Below are 15,800 nucleotides of genomic sequence, written 5' to 3'. Positions count from 1 at the left end.
ACCTTCGAGGGGCGCCGCGGCGAGATCGTCGCCTTGCTGGGCGCCTCCGGCAGCGGCAAGACCACGCTGCTGCGGTCGATCGCGGGGCTCGAACACCCGTCAAAGGGACGCATCACCATCGGGGGGAAACCTGTCCTCGATGTCGAGCGCCGCTTCAGCCTGCCGCCGGAGCAGCGCGATATCGGACTCGTCTTCCAGTCCTATGCGCTCTGGCCGCATCGCACGGTGGCGGAGAATGTCGCCTTCGGCCTGAAGCTTCGCGGCGTTGCGGCAGCCGACATCGGCCGGCGTGTCGCCGAGATGCTCGGGCGGCTCGGGCTCGGACATCTGGGCGAGCGCTATCCGTTCCAGCTATCGGGCGGGCAGCAGCAGCGCGTCGCGATCTGCCGGGCACTGGTCTACGAGCCGCGTGCGATACTGCTCGACGAGCCCTTGTCCAATCTCGATGCGAAGCTGCGTGACGAGGCCCGCTATTTCATCCGCAAGCTGATCCTTGACCTCCAGCTCTGTGCCGTCATCGTGACGCATGACCAGAGCGAAGCGCTGGCGATGTCCGACAGGGTGATCCTGCTCAAGGACGGCGCCATCCTTCAGGAGGGAACGCCGATCGATATCTATGAGAACCCGCGCAACCGCTATGTCGCGGAGTTCCTCGGCGCGAACAACCTGCTTCATGGCGAGGCGCGTACCGGGCCTGGCGGGGTGACCTCCATTCATGGCGCAGGCTGGCAGCTGGCCGGCTCCGCGCAGGACGGGGTGACCTCTCAGGCCGCGGTCGCGGTCGTCCGCGTCGACAAGGTGCGGGTCGCCGATGGCCCCGGCCAGAATCGCGTTCCGGTCGAGATCGAAGCCAGCATCTATCTCGGGCAGCACTGGGAATACCGGATGTCGCTGGGCGGCGCGCATCTGCGTGCGTTCGGGCCGCACCCCATCGCTCCCGGGCCTGCCTGGTGCGAGTTTCCGGCCGAGAGCGTGTGGATCTTCGCCGACCGCGCGTCGGCCTGACCCCAGCGTTCAAGCAGGCCGCTTCCAGTGCCGGACGAGCCGCGCGCGGCGAAGGGAACACTGTAGCCAAAGGACGGAAAATAAGATGAAGATTGCAAGCATCAACGCCGTTCTCCCAGTTGACCAAACATCGCCAGGGGCCTCCTTCCCGGCACACGTCGAACGGCTCCGAGAACCGTCAACTGCTTGAACGCCTCGCGATCAGCTGCTCCGATCTCATGCAGATCCTCCGGAACGCATCAGCAAACTGCCTCAAAGGTTACCGCGATCTCGATGGACCCAAGCGTGGCATCGCTTGCTCTCCGAGGACCGTCGCATCAAATGCATCCATCAGCTCGAAGTCGTTGCCCCCCTGCGGAGCTCCTGAATTTCGCGAGCCGCTTGCGATGATTCCTCACACATTGCGCTAAGTCCCCAGCAGCCTGCCGGAAAGCGGACGTCGCCAGCGTCAACAATGGGGCATCCTTCACCGTTTGGCGGGCTGCCGCGAACGTCTTACTTGGGTCGATCCTGGCCTTTCGATCTCGGTCCGAAAGCTGATTCGGTCGAGCCCTTCAACTCGGTTGCTTCCCTCGTATCCTCGCAACTGATCAATCCGGCGCCCTCGGCAGCACGCCCACGACCGCCCGCCCGCGCTCAGTTAGAGCGTAGGTGCTAAAGCCCGCCCACGCTGGCGCGGGCGCCCATTCGATCAGACCCTTGCGAATCAGTTCGTCGCGCGACTTGCTCGGCCGCAAATCGACGCGGCCGGTGTCTGGCCGAAACAATTGCAAAATCCAGATTTCATCGCGCGTCAGCATCCGCCTTCGGTCCACTCTCGGCGAGCGCCTACCAGCAATTTCGTTAGCGGAGCATCGAGCGCCGCGGAGGACTTGCTACTCCGGAGACCCCTCGCTCCGAAGTTCCTGTCCTAACGGGGCGTATCGACCGGCAACTGGCCGGTGTCTCCCACACCTCAGCGGGTGCGCACCGTGCGGAAATAGCTGGCGACATCACCGCCTCTGCCGGCCCACGAGGTGCATAGATTCCAGGCGACATCGCCGCTCGATCCGACATACTGGATATCGGTCTCGAGACCTAAACCAGCACATGAGTCGCCTGCGCCGCCTGCTGTGGATATCGTCACATCAATACAATCGATAGAGGCATCGGTATGGAGATCAATCCGATCTTTAAAGTCATTGACCCCAACAACGTGCCCGAGATCCTCGCAGTCGGTCCCTACAACTGCTCCTGTGCCGGTGGGCTCACAACCTTAACATTCACCCATGTCCAGCTAGATGCCGCCGCACTGTTCCAGTCTACGCCTGCCATGGAGCAGGTCGCGGTGGTTCGTGCTCGTATCGTTCTTCCAACGGAGAGCCTCCGGAATCTTCGTGATTCCCTCAACCAATTAATAGCTGGAGCTGATGCGCAGAACTCCCCCGGATACTCGGAAAGCGCAAATTGACCAAAGCAATCAGTTGCGCAGTCTGGTCCGACTGACCTGGCTTGCGATTGTCCAGAGGTCTCAGTCCGCTGTAATCCAATACTTACCCGGAAAACTTGACGCCGATGCGTCCAGGTGGGGGCGTTGAACTTGCTTCAGCGCTAGCGGTGGCGGGGCTGAAGTCCACGCCGCGTATGGGGCCATAGTCAGTCCCTAGCTATGAGCGCGAAAGCGCGAAGCGAAGAGCCGCACGCCATGGTGTGTGCGAGCCCACGGATTAGGGTATCTGGCTTCACGGCTGGGCGAGGAAGGCTCAAGTTGGCGCCCGGAACTAATTCGGCCAGATTGGATCAAAGGGCGGAGGGATGATCCGCCGAACGTGATCTGCAAGTATTTGAAATTACATTTTAAAATCCGATGCGATGTTCCGTATCCCAGCATTTGCCCCAACGCAGATGACATTCCGGGCCGAGCGCGCCGCCTTTCGAACCTTCGGACAGCTAGCTGTCGTTTCCAAGAAGGTTGTTCAGTCTTGTCCATGGCGACTTTCCGCCGAGGGCTCAGTGAGGGCGGGAGAGGTTGTAGTTGTCGGCCCATGGTCCGATGGCGGCCTGGCGCTCTGCCGAGCTCTGATAGGGTCTTGCATAGGCCCATTCGCGCAGGCTGGTCTGGATGAAGCGCTCGGCCTTGCCGTTGGTTCGCGGGGTGTAGGGCCGGGTGCGGAGATGGCGGGCGCCGGCCTTTGCGAGCGCGGCTGCGAAGAGCTTCGAGCGATAGGCCGAGCCGTTATCGGTCATCACCCGTTCGACCGTGGCGCCGAGACGGCCGAACCAGGCGAGCGCGCGTTCGAGGAAGGCCGTCGCGTCGTCCCGGTCGAGGCTTGGCAGAACTTCGACGAAAGCCAGCCGCGAGGCATCGTCGATCGCGACATGGAGGAGCCGGTCAGCCTGCCCGAACGTAGCTTCCAGGTGCCGGTTCGATCGGTTTCAGCCCGCCGGTACCGGGCCGGTAGGCGGGAACCTCCTCGGCGCCACGATGGGCCTCCATCCAGGCCAACCAGTGAGGCCACCACGACCCCTCGTGTTTTTCGGCGCCAGCCAGCCACTCCTGCGGGCTTTCGGGATAGTCGCTCCGTGTCCAGTAGCCATACTTTGACCGATTGCCCGGCGGATTGATTACCCCCGCGATATGGCCTGAGCCCCCCAGCACGAAGGTCGTCTCGCCGCCCAGAAGCTGCGTGGTTGGATAGATCGAGGTCCAGACCGCGATGTGGTCTTCCTTGGTGGCAAGCACGTAGAAGGGAACGTCGCTCTTACCGAGGTCGATGGGCGTACCGTCCATGGTCAAATGGCCGGGCTTTCGCAAGCCGTTCTCGATATACATCTTTTCCAGGTACCACAGCAGCATCGCGGCGGGCAGCCGAGTACTGTCGCTGTTCCAGAACAGTAGATCGAACGCGGGCGGCTTGCGGCCCATTAAATAGTTCATCACATGGAAAGACCAGATCAGGTCGTTCTCGCGAACCATCGAGAACATGTCCTGCAAGTGATGGTTTTCCAGGTAACCATTCTCAGCCATGTGCTCGCGCAGAACCTGAAGGCGGTCGCGGTCGATGAAGACGCCAATCTCGCCCACATCAGTGAAATCGACCATCGTGGCCAGGATCGTCGCTGTCGCGACACGCTTGTCGCTGCGCGCCGCCATCCAAGCCATTGTGGCCGCCACCAGGATCCCGCCGATGCAGAAGCCGAGGATGTCGAACTTTATTTCGCCGGTCGCCTTACCCATCACGTCCAGCGCCGCGAGTGGGCCGAGGCGCATGTAATCCTCGAAGCTCAGATGGGCGTGCGCACTCGTGGGATTCACCCACGAGATCAGGAAGACACTGTGGCCCTGCGCCAGCATGTAACGGACCATGCTGCTGTCCGGCTTCATGTCGAATATGTAGTATTTGTTGATCCAGGGCGGCACGAAGAGCAGCGGGCGCTTATGCTGCATCTCCGTCAGCGGCTCGTAATGGATGAGCTGCATCAGTTCGTTTTGCCAGATCACCTGGCCGGGTGTCGACGCCAGATCGCAGCCGACGTGGAAGGCTTTGGGGTCGTGGGTGGCGATGTCGAGCCTCCCCTCTCCGCGTTCCAGATCGTCCAGCAGGTTGCGGAATCCATCTAGCAAGCTGCGTCCTTCAGTTTCCAAGAAACGGTCACGCGCCGCCGGGTTCAACGCCAAGTAGTTGCTGGGCGAGAGAGCGCTGAGCAATTGCCGGGTATAGAAGCGGACGCGCAGGTTGTTCTTGCCGTCATGGGGCAGCGACCCGAGAAACTTCTCAGCCGCCCGTTCGATTGCCAGGTGGACGTCGCGCAACCCTCGGCTGAACGGTTCCGAACTCCAGCGACCGTCGCGGAAGCGTCGGTCACTGCTGTCCTCGCCCGGGCCGGACCAAGCTTCGAGCCAGGCGCTTGAGGCGTCCCTCCACAAGTTTATCTGGAATTCGGCCAGCGCCCAGGGATCTTTCAGGAGTTGCAGCGCCACCTGGGTGTAGGCGTTGGCTACCGTCTTGGCATCGACCACTGAGTAATCCTGCCCGGCAGCTTGTGCGACCGCCTTGGCGTGGCTCCACAGCGAAAGATCCAGCGCGCGCTGCATCAGCCCGACGAATTCGGCGGTTTGGTCGGCCATTCTCGACTGGTCCATCCCGTTCCCCTTGTCCACAGCCATGCTGCGCTCGGAAGCTTCTGCCTCAGTGCGAACAGAGTGGCAGAAAGTGCCCGATCGAGCGCGGCCCCGAATTCAGTTCATCAAGAATTCCTAGTCGGCCTCCTCGAGTTACTTGGGCGGCAGGGTGGCGCAATATCGGGGCGAAAATACAGGGACGTTTCATCAGAGGCCCGCGGGCTCCCAAGCTCAGAGGAGTCCGCGGCAATCTCGCCTCGGTGGCGGCGGGCTCGTCGGAGATCGGCGAATCGACGCAGCGCTGATGCCACTCATTGCGCCGCCTTCAATGCGCCAGTGATCCGGGAGCTATTCGTTCGTCTTTATTGGCACCTGGCCCTGCTCCATCACCAATGGACTGCGGGACAAGCCTCCGATGCGATCACGATCTTCGATCAGGGTATGGTCCAGGCGGTGGCCTCGCTCATCCTGCTCAGCGGCATAACCGACCGCGACCCTGTCGCACGCGCGCTCGACATCGTGCCGAAACCGGACCTGCTCATCCGCTTCGAGGCGCCACGCCCCCTCCTGGAGGTGCGCCTTCGGGATCGCTGGCAGAAGATCGGTCCGCTTCAACGCTACTTCGAAATCGATCTGCAAGGCAGCCTGGACCATGTGGACCATGTCGATCTGATTTCGGACATGGTCAGCGCACGCGGGCTCCCCATGAGCCGCATCAGCAGCATCGATGCCCCAAGCCGCAATCTGTCGATCGATCGGATCACCACCGAGGTGCAGGCCAGGATCCGCTGTCGCGGAGGAGCCTACAGCACGCGGTTATCCGGCGCTCTCACATTAAGGCATCGGCCCGAAAGGCGGCTTGCTGTTTTCGCGCGATGGCGAGGGCTCGGTGCTTCCATATTCTATCACGCCTGAGGACGCACTGCGTAGCATGCCGAAATAGTGGGAACGAAAGGCGGGGACGAGGGCCAGCGTCGGATAGAGCGGGTCTGTGAGTGTGCCGAGCCGGTAGGCGATGGGAGGAAGCAGCGTTTTCGAGGTCAGCTCAATCTCGAAATCAGGAAACAGGTCCTGGATGCGGCGCCGTGTCATGGCCCTGACATTGCGGTTCCAGGGATTGGGATAGCGCAGGTCATACCAGATGATMACTCCGTCCGGCGTCAGGACGCGGGTGATCTCGCGCGCTACGTTACTGGCCATGCCGGGGCTCAAGATCGAGGAGAACACCGTGAAAACCAGGATGAAATCGAAACGCTGGTCGGGAAACGGCACGTGCTCGGCATTCGCTTCCGTGAACGATACGTCCGGGCATTTCCGTTTGGCGGTTGCGAGGCTTTCCGGGAGCAGGTCGACCCCGAACAGACGGTCGTTGGGAAAGCCGTAGCGCTGCAACTGGTGGATCAGATCCCCTGTCCCGCAGCCCAGATCCAGGACCCGATAGCGCTTGAGGGGAGGGGTCGTTTCGCGATCAAGCAACCGGTACAGGGCGATATCGCGATCGCGCACCATGCGCAGGCGTCCGGGGCGTTTCTCCTTCTCCGGGTTTACGCGATCCCTGTCCGCATATTTCGCATAGGCGGATTTGAGGCGATCGACCTCGGCCGCCGTCGTGTGATCGCAGACATCGTCAGTGTGTGGACGCATTTGAACGACCGGCATTGCAATCTCCCAGGCTGAATCGCCGATTGCCTCTCGCCAGCAGATGCGCTCGGGGCCATGCCACCCTTTCCAGGCGTGGGGATCAATTGGAACCCTACCGACAACACAGCGAGCGGGACGACCGAACCGGCATCGTGCGTACCCATCGAGGCCTGGTCGCCGCTGAGCTCGAGCTCCCGCCTCATCCGGCCAGACGGTCATCGAGACGCCTGCGAGAGTTTGGAGGCCGCGACGCCCACGGTCGGCATCCAGGTCGCACGCTATGCGAGGGCTCCATTTGCCCGGGGCTTCGGTTTCAAAGGTCAGCTGCGCCCAAGCGAGCCAAGACTGTCTCTGGTAGGCGCGAGGCAAAGGCTCGACATCCTCCGAATGGAGGATGACCCGGCATTTCCAGGCCGTCCGAGTGAACATTCTCCCGTGGCACCGAGACGCCGTCCTGGCGCAATCGCTGCTGGCTTCGTTCATGCGAAGGATGATCAAGGCGGTCGCCGAATGTGCGGTGGCGATCGACGCCAACACCTATTCGGTGCCGTGGCGCTGATCGGCCAGCGGGTCCGGGTCACGGCCGGCGATGAGATCGTGCGCATCCATCATGGCGGGCGGGAGGTGGTCAACCATGCCGAGTTAAAGGGGCGTCATGGCCGGATCGTCGACGATGCTCATCTGGCCGCCTTAGTCGGAACGGCCGAGTGGCTCGTCTCGCTCCGCTAAGATCACTTCCGGATCGACGAGGCCGGCCGCCGCGAACTCAACGATCCGGGAGGCGCTGACGCTGTTTTGCGAGCGGGAGGTCGTGCGCTGCGATCAGCGCCGGATCGACATGTCCTTCGGGCTCGCGCGCTTTCCCTACGTGCGCGATCTCACCGGACTTCGACTTCGGGGCACACTTCTCGCTCGACAAGGCGCAGATCCGCGAGATCGCTACGGGACGATTCATCGCCAATGGCGAGGCGGTCCTGCTTCGGGGCCCGCCGGGCGTGGCCAAGACCCATCTGGCGGTCGCGCTCGGACGCGAAGCCATCGTCACAGGCTACTCGCTTCACGCCGGCGACGACGTTGGTCGCGCAACTAGCCAAGGCCTATGCCGAGGGGCGCCTCGAGGAGAGGCTCAGCCACTACGCCAAGCCGAAGCCACTGATCGTCGTTGAACGTGGCTATCTGCCGTTCGAGCTCGACGCCGCGCATCTGTTCTTCCAGCTGGTCAGCCGTCGTTAAGCTGGGCGCGATGCCGGTAACCTCCAACCGGGCCGTCAGAGAATGGGGCTCGGTCTTCGGCGATCCGATCGTGCGACAGCTATCCTCGATCGGCTCCTGCACCACAGCCACGTCATCACCATCCGCGGAGACAGCTATCGGCTCCGTGAAAAGCGTCGCAGCGGCCTTTTGCAAAAGGCTGCTGCGACGCATCAACCCGCAACCTCCTGAGAGGAAACGGCTTGGGGGTCAGTTCTTTATGACGGAGTGGGGTCAGTTTCGGATGGCGGTGGACAGCATCGAATTTCTCGCGCGGTCAGCCGGCTCGAGTAACATGGGGCCGGCGGTCCACCTCTAGTGCAGCACGCCCGCGAGAGCTTGCGGGCCACCGCGACGATCACGCGCCTGCGGCCCTTCAGCCGGGAAAGCCGCGCGCCGAACTTGCGCAGTGGCGACGATTGTCCTCGACCGTTCATGATCGTGTTCGCGGCCAGGAACAGCGCCGAGCGCACCTCGGCATCGCCGGCTTTCGATGTCCGCCCCGGGTTGTCGCGCTCGCCTGACTGGTCGTGGTGCGGCGTGAGCACGAAGTGGGCCGCCACTGTTTTTGACCGCCGGAGCCGTGTCGGATCGTAGACGGCGGCCTTGAACGTCAATGGTGCGATGGAACCGACGCCTGACAGCGTCATCGCCCGCCTGGTTGCGGCACCGAGAGAGCCGAACGAACCGGACCATGGTCRCAGGTTTCGCTGCCACGCCCTCAGACCAAGGTCGGAGGTTTCGGCCCCAATGGGCACAGACCAGCGGCCCCCCAAAGGCACGCGCTGGTCCCGAAAATACCGTGACCTTGTCCTCTAACCACCTATACGTTGGTGGAGTTAATGTGCCCCTAATATTAATCCGCGTTTTGCAATTTGGGGTCCATCATGGCTTCGAGCTTTGTTGTCAATCTCGCCGATCTGAACAAGATTCTTGAGCAGATCAAGGTTGCTGAGCGTAATATTGCGGGTGAAAGTCTTGTCGATATTATCGGTCAAGATGCATCCTTGCTGCCAATCGGCCTTAGAACGGTCGATGGCAGTAACAATCATCTCCTGCCAGGTCAGAGCCAGGCCGGCGCTGCGGACGAAATCTTCCCGCGGCTGCTGACCCCGACCTACATCAATGATGCCGATGGCGACATGATGCCGCTCGGCCCCCCCGGAGCACCGGTCGTCACCAATACCAATTACGACCCCACCATCACCACCTCGAGCAACCAGCCGGGTGTGAACGTCCACAGCGTCGCGGATGCCGAYCCTCGCATCATCTCGAACCTGATCGTCGATCAGACGCTGACCAACAGRTCTGCCCTGATCGCGGCGCTCGAGAGGAGTGCGGCGGCCGGTGGTATTTCGCTGACGCCAGGGTCTTCCGTSGCGGCAGCCGCYGCCGATCTGATCCTGGCCGCGCGTGATGCGGCKGCCGCGGCYGCTCCCTTCGCCGCGGCAACGGCGTTAGCTTACGGGCAGGCCGTGACGGCTGCGGGAATTGTACAGACCCAGATCAGCAGCGCGCTTGCGAGCCTGACGGCGCTTCGCGCCGACGTGGCCGCCGATGGCGTCGTCGACRTCKCGACGAMYGCAGGCGACGCCGTCACGGCGGCGACGGCCGCCCTTGCGGCAGCAACCAGCGTCCTGGCTGCGCTTCAGGCGCCCGGCACGGCTRCCGMAGCCGCGGACATTGCCAGCGCCCAGGCCCAGGTGAACGCCCTCACGACCTTCGTGGCGACCGTGACGGCCGTGCAGGGAGCCGTCGGCGACGGCGTCACCATTCCCGAATTCAAYACGGTCGTCCTTGCCGAGGGCACCGCCCAGGGSCTGGCGACCGCTGCAGCGGCCAATGCGGTGGCGCTCTCCCAGGCCGTGGCCGACCCGGCCGGCCAGCACCTGGTCAATCTCATCGCGGATGCCGGTCTCGAGTTGTCCAATGATGGTTCGATCCTGATCGAGGACCGTTCGCCCGAYGTCGGCCTCTCGCCTCCAAACAGCGCCTGGATGACGTTCTTCGGCCAGTTCTTCGATCACGGCCTCGACCTCGTCACCAAAGGCAGCAACGGCACGATCTACATCCCGCTCCAGGCCGACGATCCGCTGATCGCCGGCCCGGACCATATCCTCGGCAATGCGGACGACCTTGCGCCGGAATTCCGCTTCATGACGTTGTCGCGGGTGACGCCCTTCGACGCCAATGGCAACCCGAATCCGCTGGGAACCGAGTCCCAGAACACGACGACGCCGTTCGTTGACCAGAACCAGACCTACACCTCCAGCGCCTCGCATCAGGTTTTCCTGCGGGAGTACAAGTTCAGCGTGGACGCCGTCGGTAATGATGGCATCGCGGACWCGCATGCCGTGAACACCGGCCACCTGCTCAATGGCGTCCATGGCGGCATTGCAAATTGGGCAGAAGTGAAGGCGCAGGCGGCRGAGAAGCTGGGGCTGGAGTTGAACGACGCCGATGTCCTCGACGTCCCGCAACTCGTCGTCGACGCCTATGGCAAGTTCACGCCGGGCACGCATGGCTATGCCCAGGTCATGGTCAATGTGTTTGAAAACGACGGGGTGACGACCCGCATTTCAACGGTTGCCGTCGAGGGCAAGGCGGGCGGCCTGGACATTCACCACATCCTTCCGAGCGACCTGCCGGCAGGTTTCGTTCCCTTGCCGGGGGCGACTGCAACCGTCTTCCAGGTGATCGGTACCGGTCATGCCTTCCTCAACGACATCGCGCACACTGCTGTACCGGTGGTGATCGGCGGCGTCTTGCAGCCCGACGCCGACAGCATTGTCGGGAACCCCGTCCCGGATGACGGCCAGGGCCATAATCTTCAATACGATGATGAACTGCTCAACTCGCATTTCCTGACCGGCGACGGCCGCGGCAACGAGAACATCGGGCTGACCGCGGTTCACACGATCTTCCATTCCGAGCACAATCGCCTCGTCGAGGCGAACAAGGACACCATCATCGCCTCCGGCGACGTGGCCATCGTCAATCAATGGCTCGCCGCCGATCCCGACAACGCCCGGACGGCGATCAGTCAGGTCGAGCTCGATGCCATCAACGCGCTGACCGACCCGTTGGCAAAGGCTGCGGCGATCGATGCCTTGGACTGGGATGGCGAGCGTCTGTTCCAGGCCGCCCGCTTCGTCACCGAGATGCAATACCAGCATCTCGTGTTCGAGGAGTTCGCGCGGCGCATTCAGCCGAATGTCGATCCGTTCGTCTTCACCAACTCGGCCGATCTGAATCCGGCGATCGTCGCCGAGTTTGCCCACACCGTCTATCGCTTCGGCCATTCGATGCTGGTCGATACCGTGGACCGGCTCGACAATGATCTCTCGCTCGTCAACAGCGACAACGCTTCGGCCGATGATGCGCAGCAGGTCGGCCTGATCCAGGCCTTCCTCAATCCGCAGGAATTCACCGCCGGCGGCGTCGTCCGGGATAGCSTTGGGGCCCCTGTCGGATTCAGCGACGAGGTGGCRACCGGTGCGCTGATCCGCGGCATGTCYCGTTCGGTCGGCAATGAAATCGACGAATTCGTCGTCGAAGCCTTGCGGAACAATCTGCTCGGACTGCCGCTCGATCTTCCCGCCTTGAACCTCGCCCGGGCTCGCGACACCGGCATYCCGAGCTTGAAYGACGCGCGCGCKCARATCTACGCCACGACCGGCGGCGCCGAYCTCAAGCCCTATACCAGCTGGGCCGACTTCACYCAGCACATCAAGCACCCGCTATCCGTGGTCAACTTCATCGCAGCCTATGGCACCCATCCGCTGATCGCCGCCGAGACGACCTCGGAGGGCAAGCGTGCAGCCGCCATGGCCATCGTGCTCGGCACCGATCAGACCGTGCCAGCGAATGCCGCCATGCAGCCGCCGGTCCTGGCGCATACGATTCATGCTCCGGCTGACCGCCTCGACTTCCTGAACGCGACCGGCCTCTATGCGGCGGACGGCGCCGGTCCCCATGACGACAGCCTTGGCGGACTGAACCATGTCGATCTGTGGATCGGCGGTCTGGCCGAGGAGATCAACGAGTTCGGCGGCCAGCTCGGCTCGACGTTCAACTTCGTGTTCGAATATCAGCTGGAGCACCTGCARAACGGMGACCGGTTCTATTACCTCAGCCGCACGCAGGGCATGAACCTGCTGAACCTGCTGGAGCCCAATTCGTTCACCGACCTGGTCATGCGCAATACCGACCTGGGCGATCTCCATTCGACGCATCTTCCGGGCAACCTCATGTCGGTTCCGGACATGATCCTGGAGCTCGACAAGCTGGCGGGTCAGGAGAACTATAGCGGCATTGCCGCGCGCGACGGGACCGATCCAGCCGATCGCAGCCTGCTCGATCCCGTGCACTCCGATCCTTTCGTGCAAGGCATCGATCCCAAGGTTCACCGGGTCGAAGGGACGGCCCGCCTGGATGCCAACGGTCAGCCGGTTCTCGATGCGGATGGCAAGCCGATCTTCGATGGCGGAATCCTGCAGTTCTCCGGCGGTGAACACGTSGTTCTCGGCGGYACCGAGGGCAATGACAGGCTGTATGGCGACAAGGGCATCGACACCCTCTGGGGCGATGACGGCAATGACTATCTGAATGCCGGCATGGAATCCGACCAGGTGTTCGGCGGCGGCGGCGACGACATCATCGAGGATCCGTTCGGGGACAATTTCCTGCGCGGCGAAGCCGGTGACGACGTGATCGCCAGCGATGCGGGCCTCACCCTCATGTTCGGCGGCGAGGGCAACGATTTCATCATGGGCGTCACGGACGCCAAGGAAGTGTTCGCCGGCCCGGGCAATGACTTCATTCTCGGCGGTTCMGCRCCCGACGGACTGATGGGCAAYGARGGGGATGACTGGATCGAGGGAGGCGAGGGTTTTGACGGTCTGTCGGGTGAAAACTCGGACCTGTTCTTCAACTCGCCGATCATCGGACACGACATCCTCAACGGCCAGGGCAACGACACCGACTATGATGGCGAGTCCGGCGACGACATCATGGTCCAGGGCGCCGGAATCCAGCGCAAYAACGGCATGCTGGGCTTCGACTGGTCCATTCAGAAGGGAGACGAAACCGACGGCGTCATCGATCTCGGCATCTCGCGCTTCGCCAATCAGCTCGCGCTGACATTGCGGGACCGCAACGACTCGGTGGAARGCGCCTCGGGCTGGAAGCACAACGATACATTGATCGGAACCAGCTTTCCGGTCGGCGCTGTCGGCGCAGGAACCGGCCCGGTCAATGGGCCCGCGACGGACAGCAAGCTTCTGTCCCAGAACGTCGACCTGATCCGCGGGCTCGAGGACTTCATCAAGCTGGCGCCCGGTGCGGTCATCGGACAATCGGCGGCGACCGTCGCGGCCATGGCGGTCGCTGGCTCGCATTTCCGCGATCTCGCTCCCGACACCACTGTCTTCGACCCCGGCAATGGTGGCGACATCCTGCTCGGCGGCGCCGGCAGCGACACCATCACYGGMAATGCCGGCAATGATCTGATCGATGGCGACCGCTGGCTCAATGTCCGGATCTCGGTGCATGCCACCAAGGACCCGGCGAGCGCCCAGCTGTTCACGGTCGATGGCTTGACCACCCTCATCTCGGGGACCGGCAATGCCAATTGGGACGGAAAATCGGTCGCCGACCTGATGCGAACCGGACAGATCAATCCGGGCCAGCTCGAAGCGGTGCGCGAGATCATCTCCGACGGCGCCCTGGCAACCGATACCGACGTGGCGGTCTTCCACGGCAGCCGCGCCGACTTCACGCTGACGCGCAATGCCAACGGCACGGTAACAGTCGTCGACACTGTCGTGGCACCGGTCCTCGGGGCAGATGGCATCAAGATCCCGCTGATCGACGACGAAGGCACCGACACGCTCGTGAATATCGAGATCGCGCGGTTCACGAATTTCGATGCCAATGGCATTCCGACCGGAACGTTCACGGATGTGTCGCTGGCACGARCAAGCGGCGCMCCGACGATCACCAGCACCGGCACCAATGTCCTGACGGCCAGCACCGCTGGAATCGTCGACGCCAACGGCATTGCCAACACCATCCGCTACCAATGGCAGACCTCGGCAACCGGAACAGGACCCTGGACCAATGCCGGGCTGCCGACGGCCAACGCCAACCGCACCATCAACGACGCCAATTTCTATCGGGTGATCGTCAGCTATATCGATGGYGACGGGCTTGCCGAGTCGGTGACCTCCCAGATCGTCGCCCGGGTCGGAACCGGTGGGAACGAAACCATTACCGGCACGGCCGATCCAAACCTGATCAACGGCCTGGCGGGCAACGACACGCTGAACGGCCTGGCAGGTGACGACGTCCTGAATGGCGGAGCCGGCGCCGATACGCTCAATGGTGGCGCCGATAACGATACGCTGGTCGCCGGTGTCGACACCGTCCGCGACGTCCTCGATGGTGGCACCGGGATCGACACCGCGGATTACTCGGCGGCAACGGCGGTTTTGACCGTGACGCTGAACGGCGCAACCGCGGCGGTCGTTGCGGGGTCGGGGACCACGAACGCAACTTCCGACACGATCGCCAATATCGAGAATTTCATCGGCGGGAGCGGCAACGACTCGATCACCGGTGATGCCAACGACAACGCGCTCAGCGGCGGGGCCGGTAACGACGCGCTGAYCGGYGGWCWGGGCAACGACGTGCTCAGCGGCGGGGCCGGTGCCGACACGCTGAACGGCGGMGCAGGCAACGATCKKCTCGATGGCGGCGCCAATCCCAACACTACGGGCGACGTCATGACCGGCGGTGCCGGCGACGACACCTATGTCATCGAYGATGTGRCMGGCACGGCKGCTCAAMGGGACCAGGTCATCGAGGCTGCAGGCGCTGCCGGCGGCATCGATACGGTGACCGGAKCGGTCAATCTCGACCTCGCACTYTAYGCCAATGTCGAGAACGTCACGCTGACGGGAACCGCGAATGTCARCGCGACTGGCAATACCGGCGACAACATCCTCACCGGCAATGCCGGCAACAACGCACTGACCGGCGGCRMCGGCACGGAYACGGCGGTGTTCACCGGATCGGTGCTCGACCATACCCTCACCACGACCAATGCSGGCGTGCTGACCATTACAAGCGATGCCGATGGCCGCGACACGCTGACGACGATCGAAAAGGTTCAGTTCGGCGCGACGGCCTACACCACCCAGTTGGGAACGGCAGCCGGGACGACGATCACCGGCTCGGCTGGCAACGACCTGATCTTCGGCCTCGGGGGCAACGATACGATCAATGCCGGCRCYGGTGACGACGCCATCGTCTGGCGGGTCGGCGATGGYCGCGATGTCGTCAATGGCGGGGCCAACGGAACGGTCGGCGATGCCTTCAGCATCACCGGCGACAATTCGGACGAGGTCTTCTCGATCTATTCCAGGTTCGAGTGGCTGAAAGTCGCAGGCAATCTCGCCAGCGATCTCAATGCCAACACRGATATCGTGATCACCCGCAACGGCACGGGTACGGCCTCGGTCGTGGCCGAGCTGGATCAGATCGAAGAGATTTCGATCAATACCGGTGGCGGCAATGACAGCGTCCTCGTGGTCGGCAACCTGACCCCCTCGGATCTGCGCTTCAACACCATCACGGTGAACTCCGGCACAGGTGACGACACGGTCGACGTGACGGCTCTCGAATCGGCCCACCACGTCGTGCTCAATACGGGCGGCGGCTCCGACCATCTGGTTGGCATGCGTGCCCAGGATGAAATGCACGTGACCGGACCAGCTGCAGCCGGCGGATCGACTGGCGG

At 62.9% G+C, this 15,800-nt stretch carries 10 protein-coding genes and 2 pseudogenes; 6 read left to right on the top strand and 6 right to left on the bottom strand.

Annotation, left to right across the window (positions count from 1 at the left end; all coding sequences use genetic code 11):
* The coding region (locus AC1DRP_RS25045) for an ABC transporter ATP-binding protein (RefSeq protein WP_476769851.1) at nt 1-1,005 on the top strand (1,005 nt) is incomplete at its 5' end.
* 590 nt (nt 1,006-1,595) lie between these two features.
* Here the strand turns inward: AC1DRP_RS25045 and AC1DRP_RS25040 are convergent.
* Nucleotides 1,596-1,805: a hypothetical protein gene (locus AC1DRP_RS25040; protein WP_476769850.1), complete on the bottom strand. Its 210-nt coding sequence runs from the start codon at nt 1,803-1,805 to the stop codon at nt 1,596-1,598.
* Between the two features lie 353 nt (nt 1,806-2,158).
* On the opposite strand from AC1DRP_RS25040, the gene AC1DRP_RS25035 reads away from it, so the two are divergent.
* Nucleotides 2,159-2,455, top strand: a complete 297-nt coding sequence (locus tag AC1DRP_RS25035; RefSeq protein ID WP_476769849.1) for a hypothetical protein — start codon at nt 2,159-2,161, stop codon at nt 2,453-2,455.
* Nucleotides 2,456-2,997: 542 nt separating this feature from the next.
* Here AC1DRP_RS25035 and AC1DRP_RS25030 read toward each other — a convergent pair.
* From AC1DRP_RS25030 to AC1DRP_RS25015, 4 genes and pseudogenes are all read right to left on the bottom strand, one after another.
* Nucleotides 2,998-3,402: pseudogene (locus AC1DRP_RS25030) on the bottom strand (DDE-type integrase/transposase/recombinase); the annotation flags it as partial.
* Nucleotides 3,377-5,152: a PHA/PHB synthase family protein gene (locus tag AC1DRP_RS25025; RefSeq protein ID WP_476769848.1), complete on the bottom strand. Its 1,776-nt coding sequence runs from the start codon at nt 5,150-5,152 to the stop codon at nt 3,377-3,379. The pseudogene AC1DRP_RS25030 and the gene AC1DRP_RS25025, both read right to left, overlap by 26 nt.
* 303 nt (nt 5,153-5,455) lie before the next feature.
* Nucleotides 5,456-5,770, bottom strand: a complete 315-nt coding sequence (locus tag AC1DRP_RS25020; RefSeq protein WP_476769847.1) for a hypothetical protein — start codon at nt 5,768-5,770, stop codon at nt 5,456-5,458.
* A 171-nt stretch (nt 5,771-5,941) separates the two neighbouring features.
* Complete coding sequence (locus AC1DRP_RS25015; protein ID WP_476769846.1) at nt 5,942-6,967, bottom strand: class I SAM-dependent methyltransferase; 1,026 nt, start codon at nt 6,965-6,967, stop codon at nt 5,942-5,944.
* A 175-nt stretch (nt 6,968-7,142) separates the two neighbouring features.
* On the opposite strand from AC1DRP_RS25015, the gene AC1DRP_RS25010 reads away from it, so the two are divergent.
* The 3 genes and pseudogenes from AC1DRP_RS25010 (at nt 7,143) to AC1DRP_RS25000 (ending at nt 8,191) form a co-directional block, all read left to right on the top strand.
* Nucleotides 7,143-7,307 carry a hypothetical protein gene (locus AC1DRP_RS25010; RefSeq protein ID WP_476769845.1) on the top strand — a complete coding sequence of 55 codons (165 nt, stop codon included), beginning with the start codon at nt 7,143-7,145 and terminating at the stop codon, nt 7,305-7,307.
* Nucleotides 7,298-7,477, top strand: coding sequence for a Mu transposase domain-containing protein (locus AC1DRP_RS25005; protein ID WP_476769844.1), 180 nt, complete (start codon nt 7,298-7,300; stop codon nt 7,475-7,477). The genes AC1DRP_RS25010 and AC1DRP_RS25005 overlap by 10 nt, the downstream gene beginning before the upstream one ends.
* A 92-nt stretch (nt 7,478-7,569) precedes the next feature.
* A pseudogene (locus AC1DRP_RS25000) lies at nt 7,570-8,191 on the top strand (ATP-binding protein).
* A 26-nt stretch (nt 8,192-8,217) separates the two neighbouring features.
* Here the strand turns inward: AC1DRP_RS25000 and AC1DRP_RS24995 are convergent.
* Entirely contained in the window at nt 8,218-8,649 is a 432-nt protein-coding gene (locus AC1DRP_RS24995) for a transposase (RefSeq protein WP_476769843.1), read from the bottom strand.
* Between the two features lie 237 nt (nt 8,650-8,886).
* On the opposite strand from AC1DRP_RS24995, the gene AC1DRP_RS24990 reads away from it, so the two are divergent.
* A partial coding sequence (locus tag AC1DRP_RS24990; RefSeq protein ID WP_476769842.1) for a peroxidase family protein occupies nt 8,887-15,800 on the top strand: 6,914 nt, incomplete at its 3' end.

The sequence above is a fragment of the Allobosea sp. 01N443 genome (assembly GCF_056399325.1).
The sequence above is the reverse complement of the archived record's forward strand: the minus strand, read 5'-3'. Positions and strand labels throughout refer to the sequence as shown.

Bases quoted from the DNA above. Each gene is read 5' to 3' on its own strand.
- AC1DRP_RS25020 (WP_476769847.1), bottom strand. From the start codon at position 5,770: ATGGTCCACATGGTCCAGGCTGCCTTGCAGATCGATTTCGAAGTAGCG.
- AC1DRP_RS25035 (WP_476769849.1), top strand. From the start codon at position 2,159: ATGGAGATCAATCCGATCTTTAAAGTCATTGACCCCAACAACGTGCCC.
- AC1DRP_RS24995 (WP_476769843.1), bottom strand. From the start codon at position 8,649: ATGACGCTGTCAGGCGTCGGTTCCATCGCACCATTGACGTTCAAGGCC.
- AC1DRP_RS25010 (WP_476769845.1), top strand. From the start codon at position 7,143: ATGACCCGGCATTTCCAGGCCGTCCGAGTGAACATTCTCCCGTGGCAC.
- AC1DRP_RS25025 (WP_476769848.1), bottom strand. From the start codon at position 5,152: ATGGCTGTGGACAAGGGGAACGGGATGGACCAGTCGAGAATGGCCGAC.
- AC1DRP_RS25040 (WP_476769850.1), bottom strand. From the start codon at position 1,805: ATGCTGACGCGCGATGAAATCTGGATTTTGCAATTGTTTCGGCCAGAC.